Consider the following 19,739-nt stretch of genomic DNA (forward strand, 5'->3'; position numbering starts at 1 on the left):
ATTAACCTCTGATGGTCACGTTAAGTTGGGTATTGTTGCTCGCGTATTGCTGTACTCTCTGGAGCAGCTCCGGATTATTCAGCGGTTGGTCCGAACATTCGTAGGGCATATCGAGCAAGCGATATTTGTTGATGCCGAGGGTGTGGTACGGCAGCAGATGAAGCTCTTTGCAGCTTTCAAGTGAAGATGCAAAATCAATAATTTGTTGAAGCTCTTGATCTGTATCGTTAAAGCCCGGTACGACAGGCACTCTGATCACAATGCGTTTGGTAATAGGTGCCAGCTTGCGGAAGTTTTCTTTGATGCGCTTGAGCGAACCCTTCGCCCAGCTCAGAAACTTCTCTTCATCGGTATGTTTAAGATCGGCCAGCCAGCAATCGATATGGGGCGCCGCTTTCTCGATATTCTTCCACGGAACATGCATGCATGATTCAATCGCCGTAGGGACATCAGCATCGTGCAAACGCATTGCCAGATCGGTCACCAAGTCTGGCTGCATAAGCGGCTCGCCGCCCGAGAAAGTCACCCCGCCACCGCTTTGGTCATAAAAGGGCTTATCTTTCATTAGGGTATCGAATAGATAGTCACTTTCTGCTTCTTTCCCACACACGGTTAACGCCTCAGTCGGGCAAACTCTTTTCAGCGCGATTAGCTCGTCGTCACTGATCTGCTTACGATTGATGACAAGCGTATCGCCATCACGCTCAATGCCCTGGCTGGCACCGACGCATAGGTTGCAATCAGCCATGCAGCTTCGCTCGTCAAACAAGACAGAGTGCTTTTCACTGCGGCTTTCAGGATTTTGACACCAAGGACAAGCCAGACTGCACCCTTTCAAAAACAAGATAGAGCGAATGCCGTCCCCGTCATGAGTCGAAAACCGTTGAATATTAAAATACATCCTATTCCTCGCTGTCGGTTTGATAGATAACCGCGACACCTTCATTAAATGAAATTATTATACTTTCAAATGAAAGTTCAATTGATCTTAATCAAGATCTAAACAACTAGCGGGATCTATAGTTTGTCTATCAACTGAAACGAGACCTATACCCATGATCGAACTCTACCTAGACACTGCCGACATTGAAGAAGTAAAGCGTTTTGATAGCTGCCTGCCACTGAAAGGGGTAACGACCAACCCGAGCATTCTGGCCAAGTCGAAGCAAGGGCTTAACGAAACCCTAAAAGGAATGAGTGAAGCAATAAGCACCACACCAAGGTTTCACGCCCAGGTGATCAGTACCGATGTAGAGGGAATGGTTGAAGAAGCACGCCAACTCAATGAAATGCCATATGACATGGTGGTAAAAGTGCCTGCAACAGAAGTCGGCCTTGCCGCTATTAAGCTGATGAAAAAAGAAGATATTCAAGTACTAGCCACAGCAATTTACTCCGCGCAGCAAGGTTTTCTGGCGGCACTTTGCGACGCTGACTACCTCGCCCCGTATGTAAACCGCATTGATGCCATGAATGGCAATGGTGTGGAAGTGGTTGCCGATCTTCAACTGCTGCTTGATCAGAACCAGTTACCGGCCAAGATCCTGGCCGCAAGTTTTAAGAATACCCAGCAAGCGATGGAAGTGATGAAGCTGGGTATCGAGGCCATCACACTGCCTGTTGATGTTGCCGCTCAGATGTTCACCCACCCGGCAGTACAACCAGCGGTTGATCAGTTTGATCAAGACTGGAAAGGTGCGTTTGGAGATAAACTTTCATTTGAAAGTTAATTGAGGATTAGGCTGAGATAAAGCCGCGATAGATACAATCAAATAGTCGCGGCTTTTGTTGCGGCTATGAGTTATCCATTACCTGCAACACCGCTTTTGCTGTTTTCGTCGTGGAGTTTGGGTTTTGCCCGGTGATCAGCCGCCCATCTACGACAGCATGACCCATGAGAGGAAATAGCGCCTTACTATATACCATTCCTCTGTCTTTCAGAGTCTTCTCAAGGTTATAAGGTACAAGGCTTTTCACTCCTGCAATGGCCTCGTCAAAATATGGGAACCCCGTTCCCTTTCTGCCCTTAATCAGATAATCACCATTACTCAGACGGACGTTTTGTAAAGCGGCGACACCATGACATACAGCCGAAACAATTTTACCGTCTTCATACATTTTACGCGTCAGCGTGTGGAGCTCACCGTTACCAGAAAAGTCCCACATCGCACCATGCCCACCGGCAAAATACAGAATGTCGAAATCTCGCCAGTCGACACTTGAAAGTGGTTTTGTATCTTCTAATAACGCCATGAACTCGCGGTCTTCATAACGCTTTTTGGTCGCCTTATCTAAGGTAAAACGCCCCAGGCTTCTGCCGTCAATTGGCACTTTTCCCCCTTTAGGGCTGACGATATCAATATGAATCCCCTCTTTATCGAGTTCATCATAAAAGTGGGTCAATTCTGATAGCCAAAGTCCGGTTGGCTCTGCCTTAGAGTTCTCGAAACTGGAATGATTAGTAACGACGACGAGTGCCTTATAGTTTTTCATTTTCTTTTCCTATATTCCTGATAAGCAAAATATACCAACTGTTTGGCTCATGCTTTAACACGAATAGAGGAAGGTTAAACACAAATCGTAGGAACGTTTGATAGTAGCAATAAGCTTCCTAAATCTGGCGGTATTCTTGTGGCGTTTTGCCGGTTTTCTGCTTGAAAACTCTCGCAAAGTAATGAGGATAATTAAAGCCAAGAGAGTAAGCGATTGAACTCACCGAGTCATTAGAGCTTAATAACAGGTGTTTCGCTTTTTCTACTAGGAAGTCATTGATATGGTCTTTAGCCGAGCGGCCCGTTTCCTTGGATAATAAGCTGCTCAAGTAATTTGGTGACAAGTAACACCTGCTTGCCAGGTATTGAATGGTCGGCTGACCGGATTCAATCAGATCGTTATTCTGGTAGTAATCCTTTAGAAGCGTCTCTATTCGGGAAATGATATCAAGGTTCTGGACAGAACGCGTCGTCAACTGCCGCTCATAGTATCTCGCGCAGTAGTTAAGCATGAGCTCGATGTAAGAAACGAGAACTTGCTGACTATGCTCGTCAGTATCACCATTAAGCTCATGCCTGATCAAATTGACGATCTGATTCAGCGTTTGTTGTTCCTGCTCTGTCAGGTACAAGGCTTCATGGACGGCATAATCAAAGAAGGTGTACTGATCAATCTTCCGAGCTAATGCGCTCTTTTGGATAAGATCCGGATGAAAATAAAGCATCCACCCTTTTACTTCATTCAGCTTCTGAGCTTTGGCGACTTTAAACACCTGATCCGGAGCCGTAAAAATCAAAGTCCCATTATCCGAATCATAAGCATTGCGCCCATAGTCAATACCGCAACCTTTATCTTTCAAAGCGATACAGTACATGTCAGACGTGAACTTCATGCCAATTAATTCTTCTCCGTACGATAGATTTTCTGTATCCACTATCGTAATGAGAGGATGAGCAGGTTTGCCCAGCCCCATGCCTTCGTGCAGTTCTGATATCGACTTCGAACGAATGATCATATTCTTCATTTCAGCGTGTTCAACAACGTTGCTTTAATCCGCAGATAGACTAACACAGCGATTTACTGGCTCAATAAGGACGTGATGTTTCGACATCACATCATACTTAACTTTTGTATAAAGTGAGGCGTTCGTTAATTATGACTTTCAGCAAATAAGCCTTTATCTAAGCATTACGACGCACCTGGCCTGGCGGCTGTTCAAAAAAAAGCTTAAATGCTTTACTAAAGGCAGCCTCAGACGAGTACCCTGCGTTTTCAGCAACATTAATCATGGGCATATTACTAGTTTCAAGTTGTGCTTTGGCTCTTTGCATGCGCCAGTTGATTAGATATGTCTTGGGAGGCATACCGACCATCTTTGAAAATTTCAATGTAAATGCTGTTCTTGATAGGGCAACTGCCTCACTAAGCCGTTCAACGCTCCAATAGGCCTTGGATTCCGAATGGATCAAGTTCAGTGCGGAGCCTATTTGATGGTCTGCCAGTGCCGCAATATATCCCATATTATTCGGTGCACTCTTTATGTAAGCTCGCATAAGCTGGATAAACAGAACCTCGGTCAGACGGTCAACCATGACGGTTGAGCCTGGCGACGACTGGCGAGACTCCGCCGCAAGTACCGTTACCAGAGATTTTAACCAATTATTCTCCGGGGATTCAGATGCACTGATATGAATAAAACAAGGAAGATCTTTCACAAAGGGATGATCCATTGAAGAATCGTAACGAAAAGAACCACACAGCAAGGTATTGCTACTGTGTGCTTCCTCTTCTTTGAGCTGGAATGGGTTGTTACCATTGAGGATATTCTCAACAACATTAGAACCAGGCAGTTTAGGGCTATTGGGTGTATCACTTATCCAATGAGCACCACCCGTGGGAAAGGCAACAATATCACCTGTATCTAATTGTATGGGCTCATCAGCCTTCGCGAGCTTTAACCAGCACGCCCCTTCAACCACAACATGAAAAACTCCCTGTTTACTTTCTTCAATTTCCATTCCCCAAGGAGCGTTAAAGTCTGTACAAAAATAAGTGTTGGCACTGAGGCGAACTGCTTTCAAGACATCAGCTAATGCATCCATATTGGCTGAATTCTCCATTTAATCTCCTGCTAGCTTGACTGCTGGTCAAAAAGACAATTTATACCAACATTACAGCATATTTTGTTCGATATGGATCGGGATAATCATACTCAACGAACATAAAGAGGAACGGAGACTTCAGCATGATTAAATCAAATAACATCAAAGCTCTTTCGTTATATCACTACCAGGGCTGCCCTTTTTGTGCCGCCACTAGAAAGGCTATTAAACAAACCAAGCTCAATATCGAGTATCGAGACATACGATTACAACCACAGAACCGCTCGGATTTGATCAACGGTGGTGGAAAACCACAGGTACCTTGTCTTCGCATTGAAAAAGAAAACGGTCAACATGTGTGGCTTTATGAGTCGACCGATATTATTCATTTCCTGCGTAGTTATGATGCGCAATTAGAAAAACAGGCTGAATCAAATAATTAACAGGATCGCTATCATGAAAACAAGACACGTTGACGTTGCTATTATAGGTTCTGGTACATCTGGAATGGGGGCCTATCGGGCCGCTCGAGAATATACTGATAGCCTGGTACTTATCGAAGGCGGTGAGTATGGCACCACTTGTGCCAGGGTAGGTTGTATGCCAAGTAAATTACTGATTGCTGCCGCTGAAGCCGCGCACCATGCCCGACATACCCAACCTTTTGGTGTAACTGTTGAAGATGTTCACATTGATGGTAAAGCCGTTATGAACCGGGTACAAAGTGAACGTAATCGTTTTGTTGGATTTGTCCAAGAAGCTATCGAGGAATTCAAACCCGAACATAAAATTAAAGGATATGCGAGATTTAAAGATGATCATACTCTAATCATCGACAATCACATCGAAATTACAGCTAAACGTATAGTAATAGCGACAGGCTCAAGCCCTGTCTATCCTCCAATATTTGCTGAGGCGGGTAATCGCTTACTGACTAATGACAACCTCTTCGAGTTAAGTGATCTTCCTGAGTCTATTGTCGTTTTTGGTCCGGGGGTGATTGGCTTGGAACTAGGACAGGCTTTAAGCCGGCTGGGGGTTAAGGTTAAAGTATTTGGTTTGGGCGGCGCCATTGCTACTCTCCGAGATCCTGAAATTAAAACTTACGCTGAAAAAGCTTTCAACGAAGAGTTCTACTTAGATGTCGATGCACAAGTTAGTACTATTCGAAAAGTCAATGATGGGGTTGAAGTGACGTATCAGGATCGGTCAGGAAAAGATACCACGGAGGTATTTTCCTATCTGTTAGCTGCGACCGGGCGCAAACCTAATGTGGATAAACTAGGGCTTGAGAATACTACAGTGCAACTGGATAAGCGGGGCGGACCTGTATTTGATCATTACACAATGCAAACAACCCCTGATCATATTTTCATTGCCGGAGACGTAAATAACGAACTTACACTCTTACATGAAGCTGCTGATGAGGGACGAATTGCTGGAAGCAATGCTGGTCGCTATCCGGATGTGCGTGCAGGACTACGTCGGGCTCCTCTCGGGATCGTGTTCACTGAACCGCAAATTGCCAACATCGGCCTGAGCCTGCCAGAGTTGGAAACACGCTGTGCTGGATGCTATGCCGTTGGTGAAGTCAATTTCGAAGGACAAGGGCGAAGCCGGGTAATGAGAAAGAACAAAGGGATATTGAAAGTCTATGCCGAACAAGGCTCGGGGCTATTTCTTGGGGCAGAAATGTTTGGCCCTGCGGCAGAGCATATCGGTCACTTACTTGCCTGGGCGCTTCAACAACGGCTGACCATTAGCAAAATGCTGGAGATGCCTTTTTATCATCCTGTGATCGAAGAGGGACTGCGTACAGCGCTCAGAGATCTCAATGCGAAACTGCACCTTGGTCCAAAAATGATTAAAGGTTGTCTTGATTGTGGTCCGGGAGCCTAAGTATGAGCTAGCTTTTTTAAACGATAAGCTATAACACAGAAAAGGACATTTATTACAGGTAAAACAACTAGCCTATTATCAAGCAAGTTTTGTAACAAAGCCGCGATACTTCGCGGCTTTGTTATAAGAGAGCACCTACCCCGGCATTTCCTCGAACGTATCTTGCAGGGCAAATTTCAAATCTTGCTCGGCTTGGGCCAATGCCTTACCTGCCTGCTGACGCTTGATTCGGCCTTCTTTGACATGACCTAGGGTATTTTTCAGGGTGTCGATGGTGAGCTGATTAACGGTTTGCAGCGATTCGATATCCAAAATACCACGCTGGTAGTTTTCGGAGATCTGCTCTTCCAGAGCCTTTAGCTTCTCGGCGTTTCGGACATACTGCTTGTTGGTGTAGTCCTTCACCGTGCGGGTAACTTTCAGTGCCTTCTCTTTCTCGAAGTTAGAGATCGCAATCAGGAACTGACGCTTCCACAACGGCAAGGTGTTGTGAATGATATCCTGAATATCTTCCATCAACATTTTGTTGCCTTCCTGCGACAGACGAATTTGCGGTGCAGTCTGAATCGCAGCCATTCGAGCCAAGCTAAGGTTGTGAACCCGCTTTTCGAGACGCGTCATTGCCTGCAGGGCATCACGATAGGCCTGACCGTCTAGTGCATCGTTACTGGCATCAGCCTTTTCTTTTAGCTCAACCAATTCCTGGTTTTTCAGCTTATCGAGACGGATATTGCCGGCATAGATATAGATATCGAGCTGCTGCAACAAGCCTAGGTTTTCGTCATACAGGCCATCAAGCTGCTGGATATCATTCGCCAGCTTGGTTTCCTGTGCTTCAAGCCGCTTTGCCAACTCTTCAAGCTGCTCTTTAACGGTATCGAAGCCTTTAACAAACTTGCCGAACGACTGGAACAGCTCACCGATTAGCGGCAAACGGGACAAGAAACTCTCTTTGCCCAGATCATCAAACTGCGAGCTGCTCATGTTGGTAACCATGGCATGAAGGATATCTCCGGCGTCACCAGTATCCTTCGCCCTGACATCTGCCAGTACCCGATCAGAAAATGTGGTGATACTTTGTAACGCCTCTTTCCCGAACACCAAGGTAGAGACTGTATCAAACGGATTAAGCTGCTCGGCCAAATCAGCAGCCTGCTGCTGTTCCGTGCCACTTAACCGCAATTCGATTGCACTGGATAATTCTTGAGTCATAACATTCCTTAGTGACTATAGTTAGGGAAATAGTGCCAAAGTTGCTCGAAATGGCGACTAAAAGCCTGAACATGACGGCTATCATCAGTCAGTGTGATATCTTCGGAGTTATACTTCGAAGCACTACGCGTCCAGTTAAAACTGCCGTTAATCAAACGTTCTTCGTCAAACAAGGCAAATTTATGATGCATATGGTAGCTGGTATTATCGAGTTTTATCTCGATACCCTGACGGGCAAGATAGTCGATATCACTGCCAACATCGTTAATTTTGTCGTTATCAGTAATGATCCGTACCTTAACACCACGCTTATGGGTCGCTAAGATAGCCTCAGTCAGGTCATCATCGGCGATAGTAAATACACAGATATCAACCGATTTCGCAGCCCGTTTTAACTGATGGCGAATACCATTCACACAGCTATTGCCCGGTGAGAACCAAGACTCAGCCAACACCTCGCCATCACCACCGCGCGCCTTGTCCAGCTGCTTGATCACCTGCTCTAGCCACTTCAGCGCCTGCTGGGCATCACCAGACTCACGAATGATTTGCTGCACCAAGCTAAAGCTCTGGTTACGCAAATACGATAAGTCATCCGCCTTAAGTTCGGCCGTTGCCAGCTTATCGGCCAACGCACGGCGCTCCGTGTTATCTAGCTTGTAGTCTTCAAAACTCTCAATCAGCAGAGTCTGGATATCAAACTTCGTCACCGTTGGCCTCCTTGTTCGAACGATTCGATGAATGTTGCTCTTGCAGTAGCGACTGTGCCACTTTGGTGACACTCTGGTTCAACGCCACCATCTGCTGCACCATCTGTCCGGCGCGATCATCCGAGTCACCCATCTGCTGGCGGCGGTGGTAACCATCTTTAATACTCTGCCAGCGTTGTTGCTGCTCGTCGGTCATATCCCCACGAAGTTCCGCCAGCTTAAGCAGGTTCTCTTCTGTTCCGGCGGTTAACGTCTGGGCTTCACCCTGATAGTGATCCTGAAGCAGGGTTTGAAGTTCTTCATCGGTCATCACCGGCGAGATCTTTTCACCCAGCTTGTTCATGTTCCGGTAAGAACCCTGAAGCTTGAACGGTGGTTCTACCCGGTATTCATCCGCCATCGCAGCAGAAGCAATGTACTGCTGATTCACTTTCAGTACAGTTTGCTGCACTTTCAGTAGCTTATCGAGAGTGGCAACTATCTCGTTAGCCTCGGTCGACGAGTACGGATGGCTAAGATCACTCAGGGCAATGTTTTCCCCTCTCGCCATCTCGATCATGCTGTACAGATCATTCAAATCTCTTGTCGCCAGCGGCGCCAGTATCGAGTTTGAAGTCAGCGAGTTCTCAATAAAGGACAGCTCGAAGGCCGCTTTCTGATCAGAGAGCATGTCACCCAAGTTGTAGATATCGGCACGGTTAGCCAGCATATCAGGGATTTTGAAGACATCACCCGATTCGGTATACGGGTTACCGGCCATCACAACCGCAAACTTCTTGCCGCGCATATCGTAGGTTTTGGTTTCGCCTTTCCAGCTACCTTCTACGCGTCGTGTACCGTCACACAGCGAAATAAACTTCTGCAGGAACTCTGGGTTGGTGTGCTGAATATCATCGAGATACAGCAAAACATTGTTACCCATCTCGAATGCCAAGTTGATCTTCTCGACCTCACGAGCCGCATTCTGATCCGGCGCATCCTGAGGATCGAGCGAAGTGACCTCATGGCCAATTGAAGGGCCATTGATCTTCATAAATACCAGCCCGAGTTTATGGGCAACGTACTCGATCAGCGTTGTTTTACCGTAACCCGGTGGCGAGATCAGCAATAGCATCCCCATTAAATCGGTTCGCTTGTTGTCTCCCATTGCCCCCATCTGTTTTGCCAGGTTGTCGCCAATTAGCGGCAAGTAACTGTCACTGATCAGCTTGTTGCGGACAAATGACGTCAGAGGACGTGGCTTGAACTCGCCCAGACGAATAGTGTGCTTGGCCTGTTCCAGCAAGGCTGCACGCTGCTTCAGGTAGGCATCATATTGCGGAATGGTGTGGCTATCATGATGCTGACAGCGCTGAAGGAACTCATCCAAGGTAATCGTCAGTGTGCCTTCTTGCACTCGCTGATGCTCACCCAGCAAGTCAGTGACGTTGAGCTGCAATGAGAAATCGACCGGACTTAACATTACACGGCTATTATCGCGAATTGTTGCTAACGCCGCCGCCTCGGTGACAAATGCCTGCCCTTGGTTCTGGTGCTCACTATAGGCAGTTAACCACTGCAGATGATCGGCAAATTCCGATACATCGGATGATGATTCAGGTAACCAGCCCAAACTCCGGCGAAATGCCAGGTAGACATCACACAGCTCAATGGCATCACGGCTTACGTCAACCTGCAGCGAATCTTGCCCCAGCAGACGGGTGGCATAATCGGCACTGCGCTGAAGATAGCACGGCATATATTGCGGCAATTCTTTAATCAGTGCCTCTTTGAGGGCATCGAAAGCAGTCACTGATGAAAGGTGCTGTTTCATCAACAAGGCATTACGGGCCTGCTTGCGCCACTGCTCAATATCTTCGGCAGTCGTCTCCACCAGCCAGAGCAATGCATTGGCTCTTGAGGCCTGATCAAAACGCAGTAATCCTGCCTGCTCATAGCATGGCAGCACAGCCTGCAAAATCTTCTCGGCGTCATGGTCATGTACACCTTTGACGTAACCTTCACGGTAACGAGGCGCGGCATAGCTCTGGATAAGCTTGAGCAAGGTGTTGTCTTTGAGCGCCTTAAGCAGCTCTTCTACCGTCAGGTTTTCTTGCTGTTGCTGTGCTGACTTGAGTACGCTGTAGGCAAGATATTCTGCACGGTAGACATTGTCGGTCTCTGAAGCCACATCCAGTTTGGCCATCGACTGTAGATCCAGAAACTCCTGGTTGGTAACCGGTTCATAGTAGTCAGTACCAGAGATATGCAAGCTCAACGCGCTATCGTGTTCAACCAAACTAAGATCCAGTGCCTGTTGGTTGACGCTAAATCGATGCTTGCCAAGGCGCAGTACTTTCCCGCCCTGCTCGAAAATGTCCTGGTTATCGCGAAGTGAGCGAAGCGCCTGATCCTGTGCCGCCTTGAGGCGACTATCAATCGTATCGGCTTTAACACTATCACCAAGATCTCGAATAGACTGGGACAACTGGTGCAGCTTCTGAACCATGTTGTCTGTTGCAAAGAAGCTATTAAGTGCCGCGACATCTTCAAACCGGGCCACCCGCTTTTCGATGCTTTTGAACGTGACATCCGCCGCCTGATCCAGGTTCTGTACCCGGCGCTGCTGCGCAGTGATCAGCTGTTGCTTGTGGCCTTCCAGTGTTGACTGAATTTCATCGCGTTTAGCGTAGATTTCAGCCAAAAACTCATCAAAATCAGCAAATCGTGATTCCAGTTTTTCCAGCTGGCCAATCAGTTTCGCCAGCTGCTCATCGCACTGCTCTGGAGTTTGTGCCTGCTCCATTGCACTGTTGACGGACTGAGCCAACAGCTTGAACTGAGAGCTGAACTCGGCTTTCGCCTCGCCACCACGCAGCGCCTGATGTTTTTGCTTGAGGCGGGCCGACGTTGCATTCAGCTTAGCAGTCACTTCCGTTGTCAGGTCGAGGATCCGGGTAGACTGCGTCGGATCGTCGGTTTCGATATCAGCAACCTCTTCCGTTACCAATGCCAGATTATTGCGGACGCGATCGACACGCTCCTGCAATGCTGCCAGCTCAGTGGTTTTCTCGGAAGTTAACAGCTGATCATCAATTGAAGCGATATCTTGCTTATACGGAAGGTAGGCTTTTTCATCTTGTAGCAGATCCAGCAATACCTTGTTGAGATCCTGCCTGTGATGATCAAGCTGCTCCTGTAGCTCAACCACCTGATCTTCTGGCATATAACGGTGTTCCCGCAGTGCCATCACATTGCCCACTTCCGCCTTAAGCTGAGCGAGCAAGTCCAGCAGAGTATTGGCTTCATCGCGGGGCGCCAGTTTCAGGCTACCCACCAGCTCAGTCACTATTTCCTGCTGCCGGGCCATTGCGGTTTCAGCATGCTGCTGGAGCTGGCGGACTTTAGCAAACTCATCAATGATCAGATCAGCCGTCGCCATTAGCTGACTGACAGCATCCCCCAGCCCAATGGCCGTGGCATTGCTTAGCCAGTCATAGGTATCCAGAGTTGTCTGACAGGTTTTAAGCAGCGCTTCATAGGCTGTTTGGCTTACTTCTTCGCTTTGCGCCAGCTGACAGATAGACAGCAGCGACGAAAGCGCCCGGACTAACTCGGCGTTACCCAGGTTGACCAGGAACGGGTCTGCCCCTTCCCTGTTTGTCTGAGTGTAGTTTTCAATGTCGGTGAACGGCGTCTGCCAGATCCGCAGCGGGTGGATAGTCGAAGCCTCGGCATTCTCGGATACCCGGAACATCAGCATGCGACCATCGGGATACACACTATAACCATGGCTGTGCATCGGCGCGGAAAATGCCTTCTCAATCAGGTTATAGGTGTAGATAACGTAGGAGCCTTTCTCGACATCAAAGAAGAAATAGAGAATATCTTCGCCATTCGGCGAGGTGACCTGCTTGAAGAAATGCAGTTCTTGCCATGATTCCTCGAAGCTCTTGCTCTCACCGTTAGCCAGTACATAACCGTGAGAATATAAAATACCGTGATTTTCCGGCAGAGCCTTGGCACTGACACCGATGGCATCCGCCCTGACAACTTGCAGGTTCAGCGAGTTATAAATGAAATAGCGATACTCTTTTTCCCGATTCGGCAGCATTTTCAGCAAGATCAAATCGCCGAGTTCAGCATAGGCGATTTCGGCATCGGCGATGGTCTGATAGGCATCATCAACCGGTTCGTCGTAGATCCCCTGTCCTTCTTCGGTATTATTTTCGACCTTGATGGTCAGGTCGCCGCCAACACATTCGACAAACAGGCGATCTTTAATCGACACATGCGGGTGTTCGCCGCTGATGTGATCGTCGCGGGTTGTCATCACCCATTCAAAGTCATGCTGCTGGGCTGAAGCGAGTGCTCGCTGACCCTGAGCATCGAGATATCGCACCGAGTCCTTGCCGATTTCAAACCGGAACACTTTACGATCTTCCGCCCGCATCCCGATTTGGAACGCCAGATACAGAATATTTTCCTGACGGGAGATTTGCGACAGGCGAGCATCTTTGTAGTAGGTAAAGAGCTCGGTAAATTCGTGGCTGAACTGGGGATCGCTGAGGAATGAATCTTCCAACCCTACCGGGTCCATTCGGAATGTGCCGTCATTTTCAGACAGGGTATACAGGCCGAAGACATCATTCAGTGCAGGCGCTGTTTTGAGCCCCATGAATACCTGATAGCCGAACAGCAACTGGCCGTTTACCTGGGCCATATCGACCGGAATACTTCGGCTATCGGTCTGAACATTGGCTTTGCCGGTTAGCGAGAACTCACTGCCGCCAAAAGTTTCCTGACGCTTTTGGTTAAATGTCTGCGCCAGAGATTTTAATGCATCACCTTGTTGGGAGAGCCGGGATTTAAGAACCTCATAGGCCCCAGCCTCGCCAACTGCTTTATCAATTGCACTATCAGTCGTTGTTTCTGTCACTTTACTCAATCCTTGAACCCCCTCAGGCCTCAAGCCTCAAGCCTCAAGCCTCAAGCCTCAAGTCCTAGGGGGTTGCCTGTCAGTTAACTATCAAGCGAGCTATCTGTTTTAGCTGATAACTTTTCTTTCAGGGTCGATAGCAAGTCAGCCGGGCTGTTGGCCGAATTCAGCAGATTCGCAATGGCGATATTGCTGATATCGTTAGATTTGAGTTCAGTGTTTTCAAGAATATCTTTCAGATCCTGCGGCAGGCTGCGATTACCGTTCATGTACTCGCTGACTAGCGGCGACAAGACCTCAGACTCGCTGAAGCGATTATCCAGTGCAGCCGAATCGATCACCGTACGGCGAATCTGCTCCATACCTTCACCGCCGAACAGCTTAATATCCGCTGCTGCCAATGCCTGAGCCAGCGCTTTCGCACTTTCAGACGACACTTCCTGCTGGGCAGTAATGCGGGCAATTTCCAGATCTTTCTGCTGCTGAAGCTGCATCACCCACTTGTCGTGCTCACGCGTCTGGTCGTCATATTGACGAGCCGCCTCGAAGCGCGCGGTCTGGGCTTCGGCTTCTGCCAAACCTTTCGCACGCAGTGCTTCTGCTTCCGCCTCACCGGCAGATTGCAGTGCAAAGGCTTCGGCTTCACCTGTTTCCTTAATCGCTATAGCGCGTTCACGTTCAACTTCAACCTCAGCCATACCTGTGGCACTGATCTGCTCTTTCTCAGCCTGCGCCATACGCTCTTTCGCAGCCGCTTCACGATCCTGCTTAACAAATTCCGCTTCTGCCTGCTTGGTCTGTACGGCATACTCGGCTTCGGCAATGCGTGTCTTCACAGCCAGCTCATTTTCGGCATCACGGGTACGGATCTTAATTTCCGCTTCGTTTTCAATTAATAACTTGTCGGCTTGTTCTTTGGCTGCTTCTTTCTCGGCTTTCGCCGCCACCAGCAATTCAAGCTGCTTGGCTTCCGCTTCTGCCTCGGCTTCAACCATACGGACTTTCTTCTGACGATTAACCTGCTCGGTTGCACGCAAGTTCTCGGTCTCTTCTTCCTCACGGGCAATCTTACGCTCGATTTCAACACGCTGGGAACGGGTTTCCGCGACCGACTTCAAGGCTTCTTCGACGGTTGTTTCTTTGTCCATCTCTTTCTGCGCCACTTCGGTTGCAGTACGAACTTTTTCCGTTTCCACTGCGCGGCTCAACTCTTCTTGCTGAATGGCTACCTGACGCTGGTTGGCAATACGAGTCATCTCGACTTCCATCTCGACCGACTCTCTCCTCTTCGAGACTTCTTCTTCGGTCTCTAGCTGAGCCAGGCGAGTAATACGCTCGTACTCCTGACGCTTTTCTTCCGCCAGTGCCTGCTCTTGTGCCTTGATAATATCGACCTCACGCTGGGTGCGGGCAATACTTTCTTTTTCCTGCTTGTCGAGTTGCAGACGGTTAGCTTCTGCTTCGACATTTTTCTTCTTGATCGAGGTTTGCTCATCCTGACGGATCGCATTGGTTTCAGTGTTTTTCACCGAAGTAATCGAGGAGATCTTGCGGATCCCTTCAACATCCAAAATGTTGTTAGGATCGTGTGCTTCCAGCGCAGTTTGATCGACCTTGTCGATAACCACATCGTAAATCTTGAAGCCATCCATCTCGCTGCCGATCACCGTTACTACGGCATCACGGAACGCACGGCGGTTCGTCAGCAGTTCTTCGAATCCAAATTGCTTAACAGCTGTCTTCAATGCTTCGGAGAATTTCGGCTGGAAGTGTTCTTTCAGGCGCTCCGGGTTTGATGCACCGATGGTGGTAAATAGCTTGGCGACACGAATAATGTCATCTTCTTCGTGGTTAACACCAATATAGAAATCGACTTTTAAGTCAGCACGAATGTTGTCTTTACAATGCAGGCCTTCGTATTCTTCACCTTCCTGATCTTTGCGACCGCTGCGGACCACCGAAATCTTCTTACGGGTGATGTCCATATATTCCGCACGGTTAACGACCGGCCAGACGAACGTACCAGTCAGAGAGGCACGGGTACGATCAACGCCGTTGATGATCAGAGCTTCACCTTCGTTACGAACTTTACGATAGCGTGAGGTCAGGAATAGCAAGATCACCAATACAATTCCAATACCAGCAAGAATAAACATCATGCTTGGAGACAAAACCATCGGACAACTCCTTTGTAAACTTAATAAATAATATAAGCCGCTAGCCTGTTATTCAGGCTAACGGTGTAATGGGTAGGCTAGAAGCAAATAAAGGCAAGAAACTAAATCTTGGCGACCAGATATTTTTCCAGGCTCGGGTGTTTCGAGATGATGACGACTTCATCGCCGTAGTGAATATCACCCTCTCCCTCAATATAGGCATCTAACTGAATTTCATTTCCATCCTGGCGGATCACAACCTCACCATGCTCTGCAGAGATCTGGTTGCTGCGGACACTGGCTCTCATCCCTTCATAGTTAATTTTGGCGAATGCATTTTTGGCATTGAACACCGGCCCTAGAGGCTTAAGAGCAAACGCAGAGATATGAAGAGAAAGGTAATAGATAACAAAAAGTGCCGGCACAGTCACTGCGTAGAAAACAGCGCCAGAAAGCAGGCCAAACAGATATTGATTGAGGTAATACGTCAGCACCACCGCGAAGAAGCTACTGACTGTCAGTGCCACAGGTAGCGGAACCTGAGAAACAATCGGCGGCAGCATTAACTTGGCTGACCAGCCCGAATCCAAATCCACGCCATCTGCATCGCCGAGGCTGCCGTCAGACAAATCAAAGATCAGGTCGATGAGCATCAATCCGAAAAAGAGGCAGAAAGGAACAGAGAAGACAACTACGGGGTAGGACAACAGGGCATTAATGAACGCAGACATTAATAGACAAACCTCAACAGATACAGCCCAACTATCAAGACATAATATGCAACTCTCCATTCCCCAACAAGATGATTATGGCTGTGACAGGCATTTTTGCGGTTTAGCTCACAGCTCGCAAAGTTAAGTAAAAACAATAACTACCAATCGAAAAGTGATGAATATTTCACCACTCATTCTATAACGTTGACCATCTCCTACAGCCAAAGACTAAAACGCATAAAATTCACCCAGTCACAATAAGTACAAAAAACCACCAAACGATCACACTGCGGAAATATCGACCAATTTATTGACTCCAATTATTCTATTCATCTGAATTTGGAGGTAGAATCCAGCCCTTCTTTCTGAACAGCACTTTGATAATGATAGATTTCACCGTATTGCCGGTATACCTGACGGCAGTAGTCGCCCTATTACTTATGCCCGGACCGGATATGTTACTGATCGCCAGCTCTAGCCTGAGCTATGGCAAAAAAGTCGGCGTATTTGCAAGCCTCGGCAATGCCACCTCTGGTGTCGTTCTTACCGTTCTTGCCGCAATGGGCGTCTCGGCACTGATCGCCATGAACCCTATTGCCCTTCAGGCTCTTCGCCTGCTAGGTGGTGCCTACCTGCTTAAAATGGGCTGGGACTGCATGCGTACCAACCCGGCAGATGCCCCGGATGTCGAACATACTTCAGGCCTGGCGAAAACCCTTTACCGCCGTGCCGTGATCAGCAACCTGCTAAACCCAAAAGCTCTGATCTTCTTTGTCCTTTTCCTACCACAGTTTGTCTCGGGCCAGGTTTCGGCTTCCTCGGGCGAACAGATGCTGGTACTTGGACTGCTACTGAACGTGCTCGGTCTGCTGTTTAACCTGTTCCTGGTCACTATGGTCGGCAGCCTGGGACAGCCTTTGCTGAAAAACGAAAAATTCAGAACCAACCAGCACAAATTTATGGGGCTGGTGTTCTTTGTTCTGGCTATCTGGCTATTGGCGTCACAGTTACCGACAGCCTAACCAGAACCTGCTCTGACCTATATACAAAACACCTCGGCCAGATATCTGGTCGAGGTGTTTTTTTATCTATCTTTAGATATAAACAAGCACTGAGCTACATCTTGGGTGCCGTCCAACTGCATAGTCCCAACTGAACCTCATCAAAGCGAGCTACAAAACTCGAATCGAGCGGGCTGCATGCGTAATAACCGACGCTAACAGGCAACGAGGCGGGTGGCGGGGGATCCACCTGCCCCATTTCCTGAGTCGTTTCCCCCAGCAAATGAAGATGAAACACCCGCATCTGACTGTAGTGCTCGCCGTCAAACGAGGATTCAATCAGAAAGTCCGGTCCCCGACGGCTGAGCCTGAACCAGACTTCAGTGGTCGAGGCAATATCCGTTCCCGACCAGTCTGAATATCCAAAGTTGGTCACAACACTACTGAGCCTCGCCAGATGCGGATTTTCATGCTCGATCGATGCCTTAAACCAATTGTCCTTATTGAGGTAGATAACGAGCCCGGCCTGATCCTGCCGGGCTTTATAGTCAAAACGAACCCTTACTGACAGGGTGAAGTTTTCGTCAATGCTGGCCAGCAGCGCCGGGGCATTTTCGTTCTGAAAACCATAATAACTACGTTGCCAGAAGTCCGTTTCTGGCTCGGTGACGATTGTTAACTCGCCACCGTCCACCAAAAATTGTTTTGGCTGGTTAAGCCAAGTCATTGCTTCAGCATTCATTACCTAATCCCTGTCAACAATGCTCGTTGTTATTATCGGTTGATCAGCAGTACTCGGGTTTCATACGGTTGCAGAGCAAAGCAGTGTGTCGGTTTTTGCTCGGTAACACCGGCATAGTTGGACAACACGTACTCACCCTTTTCAAGCTCCAGGGCTTTGGGCAGGAAGCATTCAACCACTTCGCCATAATAGTTATTGATACAAACCAGTACCTGAGACTCGGATTCCCGCTTGTAGCAGAAGATGCTGTCGTGCTCCGGCATCATATCGGTGTAGTCACCGGTCGTAATAACGTCGATTTCCTTACGCAGCTCAATCAGGCGACGATAGAAATGGAATACCGAGTTGTCATCGACTACCGCTTTTTCTGCATTGATTTCAGGATAGTTAGCAGCCACTTCCAGCCAAGGTTGCCCCTTTGAGAAACCAGCATATTGACTGTCGTTCCACTGCATTGGCGTACGAGAATTATCACGAGACTTTTGGGCCAGAATAGCCAGCATATCCTGCTCGGTTACGCCATGTTCGTTCACCATGATGTCGTACATATTGGTGCTTTCGACATCACGATACTGTTCTATTGATGTATAGCCCGGGTTGGTCATGCCAATTTCTTCACCCTGATATACATATGGTGTGCCCTGCATCATATGGACAGACGCCGCCAGCATTTTTGCCGACTCGACACGGTATTGCTGATCATCACCGAGGCGGCTGACAACACGCGGCTGGTCGTGGTTACACCAGAACAGTGCTCCCCAGCCTTTGCCATTGAGGCCTTGCTGCCAGTGGTTAAAAATCTCTTTTAGCTGCAGGAAGTCAAACGGTGCCTTGGTCCATTTCTCGCCATTCGAGTAATCGACTTTGAGGTGGTGGAAGTTAAAGACCATCGACAGCTCTTTACTGTCCAGCGAAGAGTATTGCTGGCAATGCTCCAAAGTCGTGGATGACATTTCGCCAACGGTGACCGAACCGTATTTCTGGAACACGGCCTCGCTGATCTCCTGCAGGTATTCATGCACCCGAGGACCATCAGTGTAGAAACGGCGACCGTCGCCCAGACAGTCATTCGGAAAATCTTGTTGCTTGGAAATTAGGTTGATAACATCCAGGCGGAAACCATCAACACCCTTTTCGGCCCAGAAGCTAATCACATCTTTCACTTCCTGGCGCACTTTCGGGTTTTCCCAGTTCAGGTCAGCCTGCTCTTTGGCAAACAGGTGGAGGTAGTACTGGCCCGTTGCTTCATCAAGCTCCCAAGCATTACCGCCGAACTTGGACTGCCAGTTGGTTGGCGCTCCGCCATCAACCGGATCTTTCCAGATGTAGTAATCACGATAAGGGCTGTTCTTATCTCCCAGTGCCGACTGGAACCATGCATGCTCGGTCGAGGTATGGTTGACCACGATATCCATTACGATACGGATCCCACGCTGATGGGCTTGCTCTAGCAGCTGGTCGAAATCGGCCATGGTGCCAAAGTCAGAGTTGATGTTGTAATAATCGGAAATGTCGTAGCCGTTATCGATCATTGGCGAGCTGTAAACCGGCGTCAACCAAATCGCGTCGACACCCAATGTTTTCAGATAATCGAGCTTTGAGATAATCCCTTGAATATCACCCGTACCCTGACTTCCGCTGTCGCAAAAGCTCTTAGGATAGATTTGGTAAATAGTCGCCGTACGCCACCATTCAAATTGCTCTTTCATCGTGTCTAGCCTGAATGTTGAATTGAAGTTTGATGTGGCTGCCGATGAATACCGGCAGCCAGTTTTTATCGCTGTATTTTGTAG

At 48.3% G+C, this 19,739-nt stretch carries 15 protein-coding genes; 4 read left to right on the forward strand and 11 right to left on the reverse strand.

The genetic code is table 11. The features are described 5' to 3' along the window. Position 1 precedes the first annotated feature (1 nt). The gene (locus EIZ48_RS08920) at positions 2–901 is read right to left on the reverse strand and encodes a glycyl-radical enzyme activating protein (RefSeq protein ID WP_160650241.1); all 900 of its coding nucleotides are present in this window, start codon (positions 899–901) and stop codon (positions 2–4) included. A 154-nt stretch (positions 902–1,055) separates the two neighbouring features. On the opposite strand from EIZ48_RS08920, the gene EIZ48_RS08925 reads away from it, so the two are divergent. Then, positions 1,056–1,730, forward strand: coding sequence for a fructose-6-phosphate aldolase (locus EIZ48_RS08925; protein WP_160650243.1), 675 nt, complete (start codon positions 1,056–1,058; stop codon positions 1,728–1,730). 64 nt (positions 1,731–1,794) lie between these two features. Here the strand turns inward: EIZ48_RS08925 and EIZ48_RS08930 are convergent, their stop codons facing one another. From EIZ48_RS08930 to EIZ48_RS08940, 3 genes are all read right to left on the reverse strand, one after another. After that, on the reverse strand, positions 1,795–2,493 hold the full coding sequence (locus EIZ48_RS08930; protein WP_160650245.1) for a type 1 glutamine amidotransferase domain-containing protein: 699 nt from the start codon (positions 2,491–2,493) through the stop codon (positions 1,795–1,797). 118 nt (positions 2,494–2,611) lie between these two features. Further along, on the reverse strand, positions 2,612–3,508 hold the full coding sequence (locus tag EIZ48_RS08935) for a helix-turn-helix domain-containing protein (protein WP_205298580.1): 897 nt from the start codon (positions 3,506–3,508) through the stop codon (positions 2,612–2,614). A gap of 166 nt (positions 3,509–3,674) precedes the next feature. Then, positions 3,675–4,613 carry an AraC family transcriptional regulator gene (locus EIZ48_RS08940; RefSeq protein WP_160650249.1) on the reverse strand — a complete coding sequence of 313 codons (939 nt, stop codon included), beginning with the start codon at positions 4,611–4,613 and terminating at the stop codon, positions 3,675–3,677. A 125-nt stretch (positions 4,614–4,738) separates the two neighbouring features. On the opposite strand from EIZ48_RS08940, the gene EIZ48_RS08945 reads away from it, so the two are divergent. Both EIZ48_RS08945 and EIZ48_RS08950 read left to right on the forward strand, forming a co-directional pair. Continuing rightward, positions 4,739–5,038: a glutaredoxin family protein gene (locus EIZ48_RS08945; protein ID WP_160650250.1), complete on the forward strand. Its 300-nt coding sequence runs from the start codon at positions 4,739–4,741 to the stop codon at positions 5,036–5,038. Positions 5,039–5,051: 13 nt separating this feature from the next. After that, the gene (locus EIZ48_RS08950) at positions 5,052–6,494 is read left to right on the forward strand and encodes a dihydrolipoyl dehydrogenase (RefSeq protein WP_160650252.1); all 1,443 of its coding nucleotides are present in this window, start codon (positions 5,052–5,054) and stop codon (positions 6,492–6,494) included. Positions 6,495–6,629: 135 nt separating this feature from the next. Here EIZ48_RS08950 and EIZ48_RS08955 read toward each other — a convergent pair whose 3' ends face one another. The 5 genes from EIZ48_RS08955 to EIZ48_RS08975 all read right to left on the reverse strand — a co-directional run bounded on the left by EIZ48_RS08955 (position 6,630) and on the right by EIZ48_RS08975 (position 16,221). Beyond that, entirely contained in the window at positions 6,630–7,706 is a 1,077-nt protein-coding gene (locus EIZ48_RS08955) for a toxic anion resistance protein (protein WP_160650254.1), read from the reverse strand. An 8-nt stretch (positions 7,707–7,714) separates the two neighbouring features. Further along, the gene (locus tag EIZ48_RS08960; RefSeq protein WP_160650256.1) at positions 7,715–8,416 is read right to left on the reverse strand and encodes a phospholipase D-like domain-containing protein; all 702 of its coding nucleotides are present in this window, start codon (positions 8,414–8,416) and stop codon (positions 7,715–7,717) included. Beyond that, positions 8,403–13,334 (reverse strand): DNA repair ATPase, encoded by a 4,932-nt coding sequence (locus EIZ48_RS08965; RefSeq protein WP_338046909.1) that lies wholly within the window; start codon positions 13,332–13,334, stop codon positions 8,403–8,405. The genes EIZ48_RS08960 and EIZ48_RS08965 overlap by 14 nt, the downstream gene beginning before the upstream one ends. Positions 13,335–13,417: 83 nt before the next feature. Further along, a complete protein-coding gene (locus tag EIZ48_RS08970; RefSeq protein ID WP_160650258.1) occupies positions 13,418–15,511 on the reverse strand; it encodes a flotillin family protein in 2,094 nt (697 codons plus the stop codon). Positions 15,512–15,612: 101 nt separating this feature from the next. Then, complete coding sequence (locus EIZ48_RS08975; protein WP_160650260.1) at positions 15,613–16,221, reverse strand: DUF1449 domain-containing protein; 609 nt, start codon at positions 16,219–16,221, stop codon at positions 15,613–15,615. A 365-nt stretch (positions 16,222–16,586) separates the two neighbouring features. Between EIZ48_RS08975 and EIZ48_RS08980 the strand changes: the two genes are divergently transcribed. Beyond that, a complete protein-coding gene (locus EIZ48_RS08980) occupies positions 16,587–17,225 on the forward strand; it encodes a LysE family translocator (protein ID WP_160650262.1) in 639 nt (212 codons plus the stop codon). 94 nt (positions 17,226–17,319) lie between these two features. Here the strand turns inward: EIZ48_RS08980 and EIZ48_RS08985 are convergent, their stop codons facing one another. Both EIZ48_RS08985 and treC read right to left on the reverse strand, forming a co-directional pair. Next, positions 17,320–17,946, reverse strand: a complete 627-nt coding sequence (locus tag EIZ48_RS08985) for a DUF1349 domain-containing protein (RefSeq protein WP_160650263.1) — start codon at positions 17,944–17,946, stop codon at positions 17,320–17,322. Between the two features lie 32 nt (positions 17,947–17,978). Then, the gene (treC, locus tag EIZ48_RS08990) at positions 17,979–19,655 is read right to left on the reverse strand and encodes an alpha,alpha-phosphotrehalase (RefSeq protein ID WP_160650264.1); all 1,677 of its coding nucleotides are present in this window, start codon (positions 19,653–19,655) and stop codon (positions 17,979–17,981) included. Positions 19,656–19,739 lie beyond the last annotated feature (84 nt).

The organism is Photobacterium alginatilyticum (assembly GCF_009910675.1).
GTDB classification, from domain to species: domain Bacteria; phylum Pseudomonadota; class Gammaproteobacteria; order Enterobacterales; family Vibrionaceae; genus Photobacterium; species Photobacterium alginatilyticum.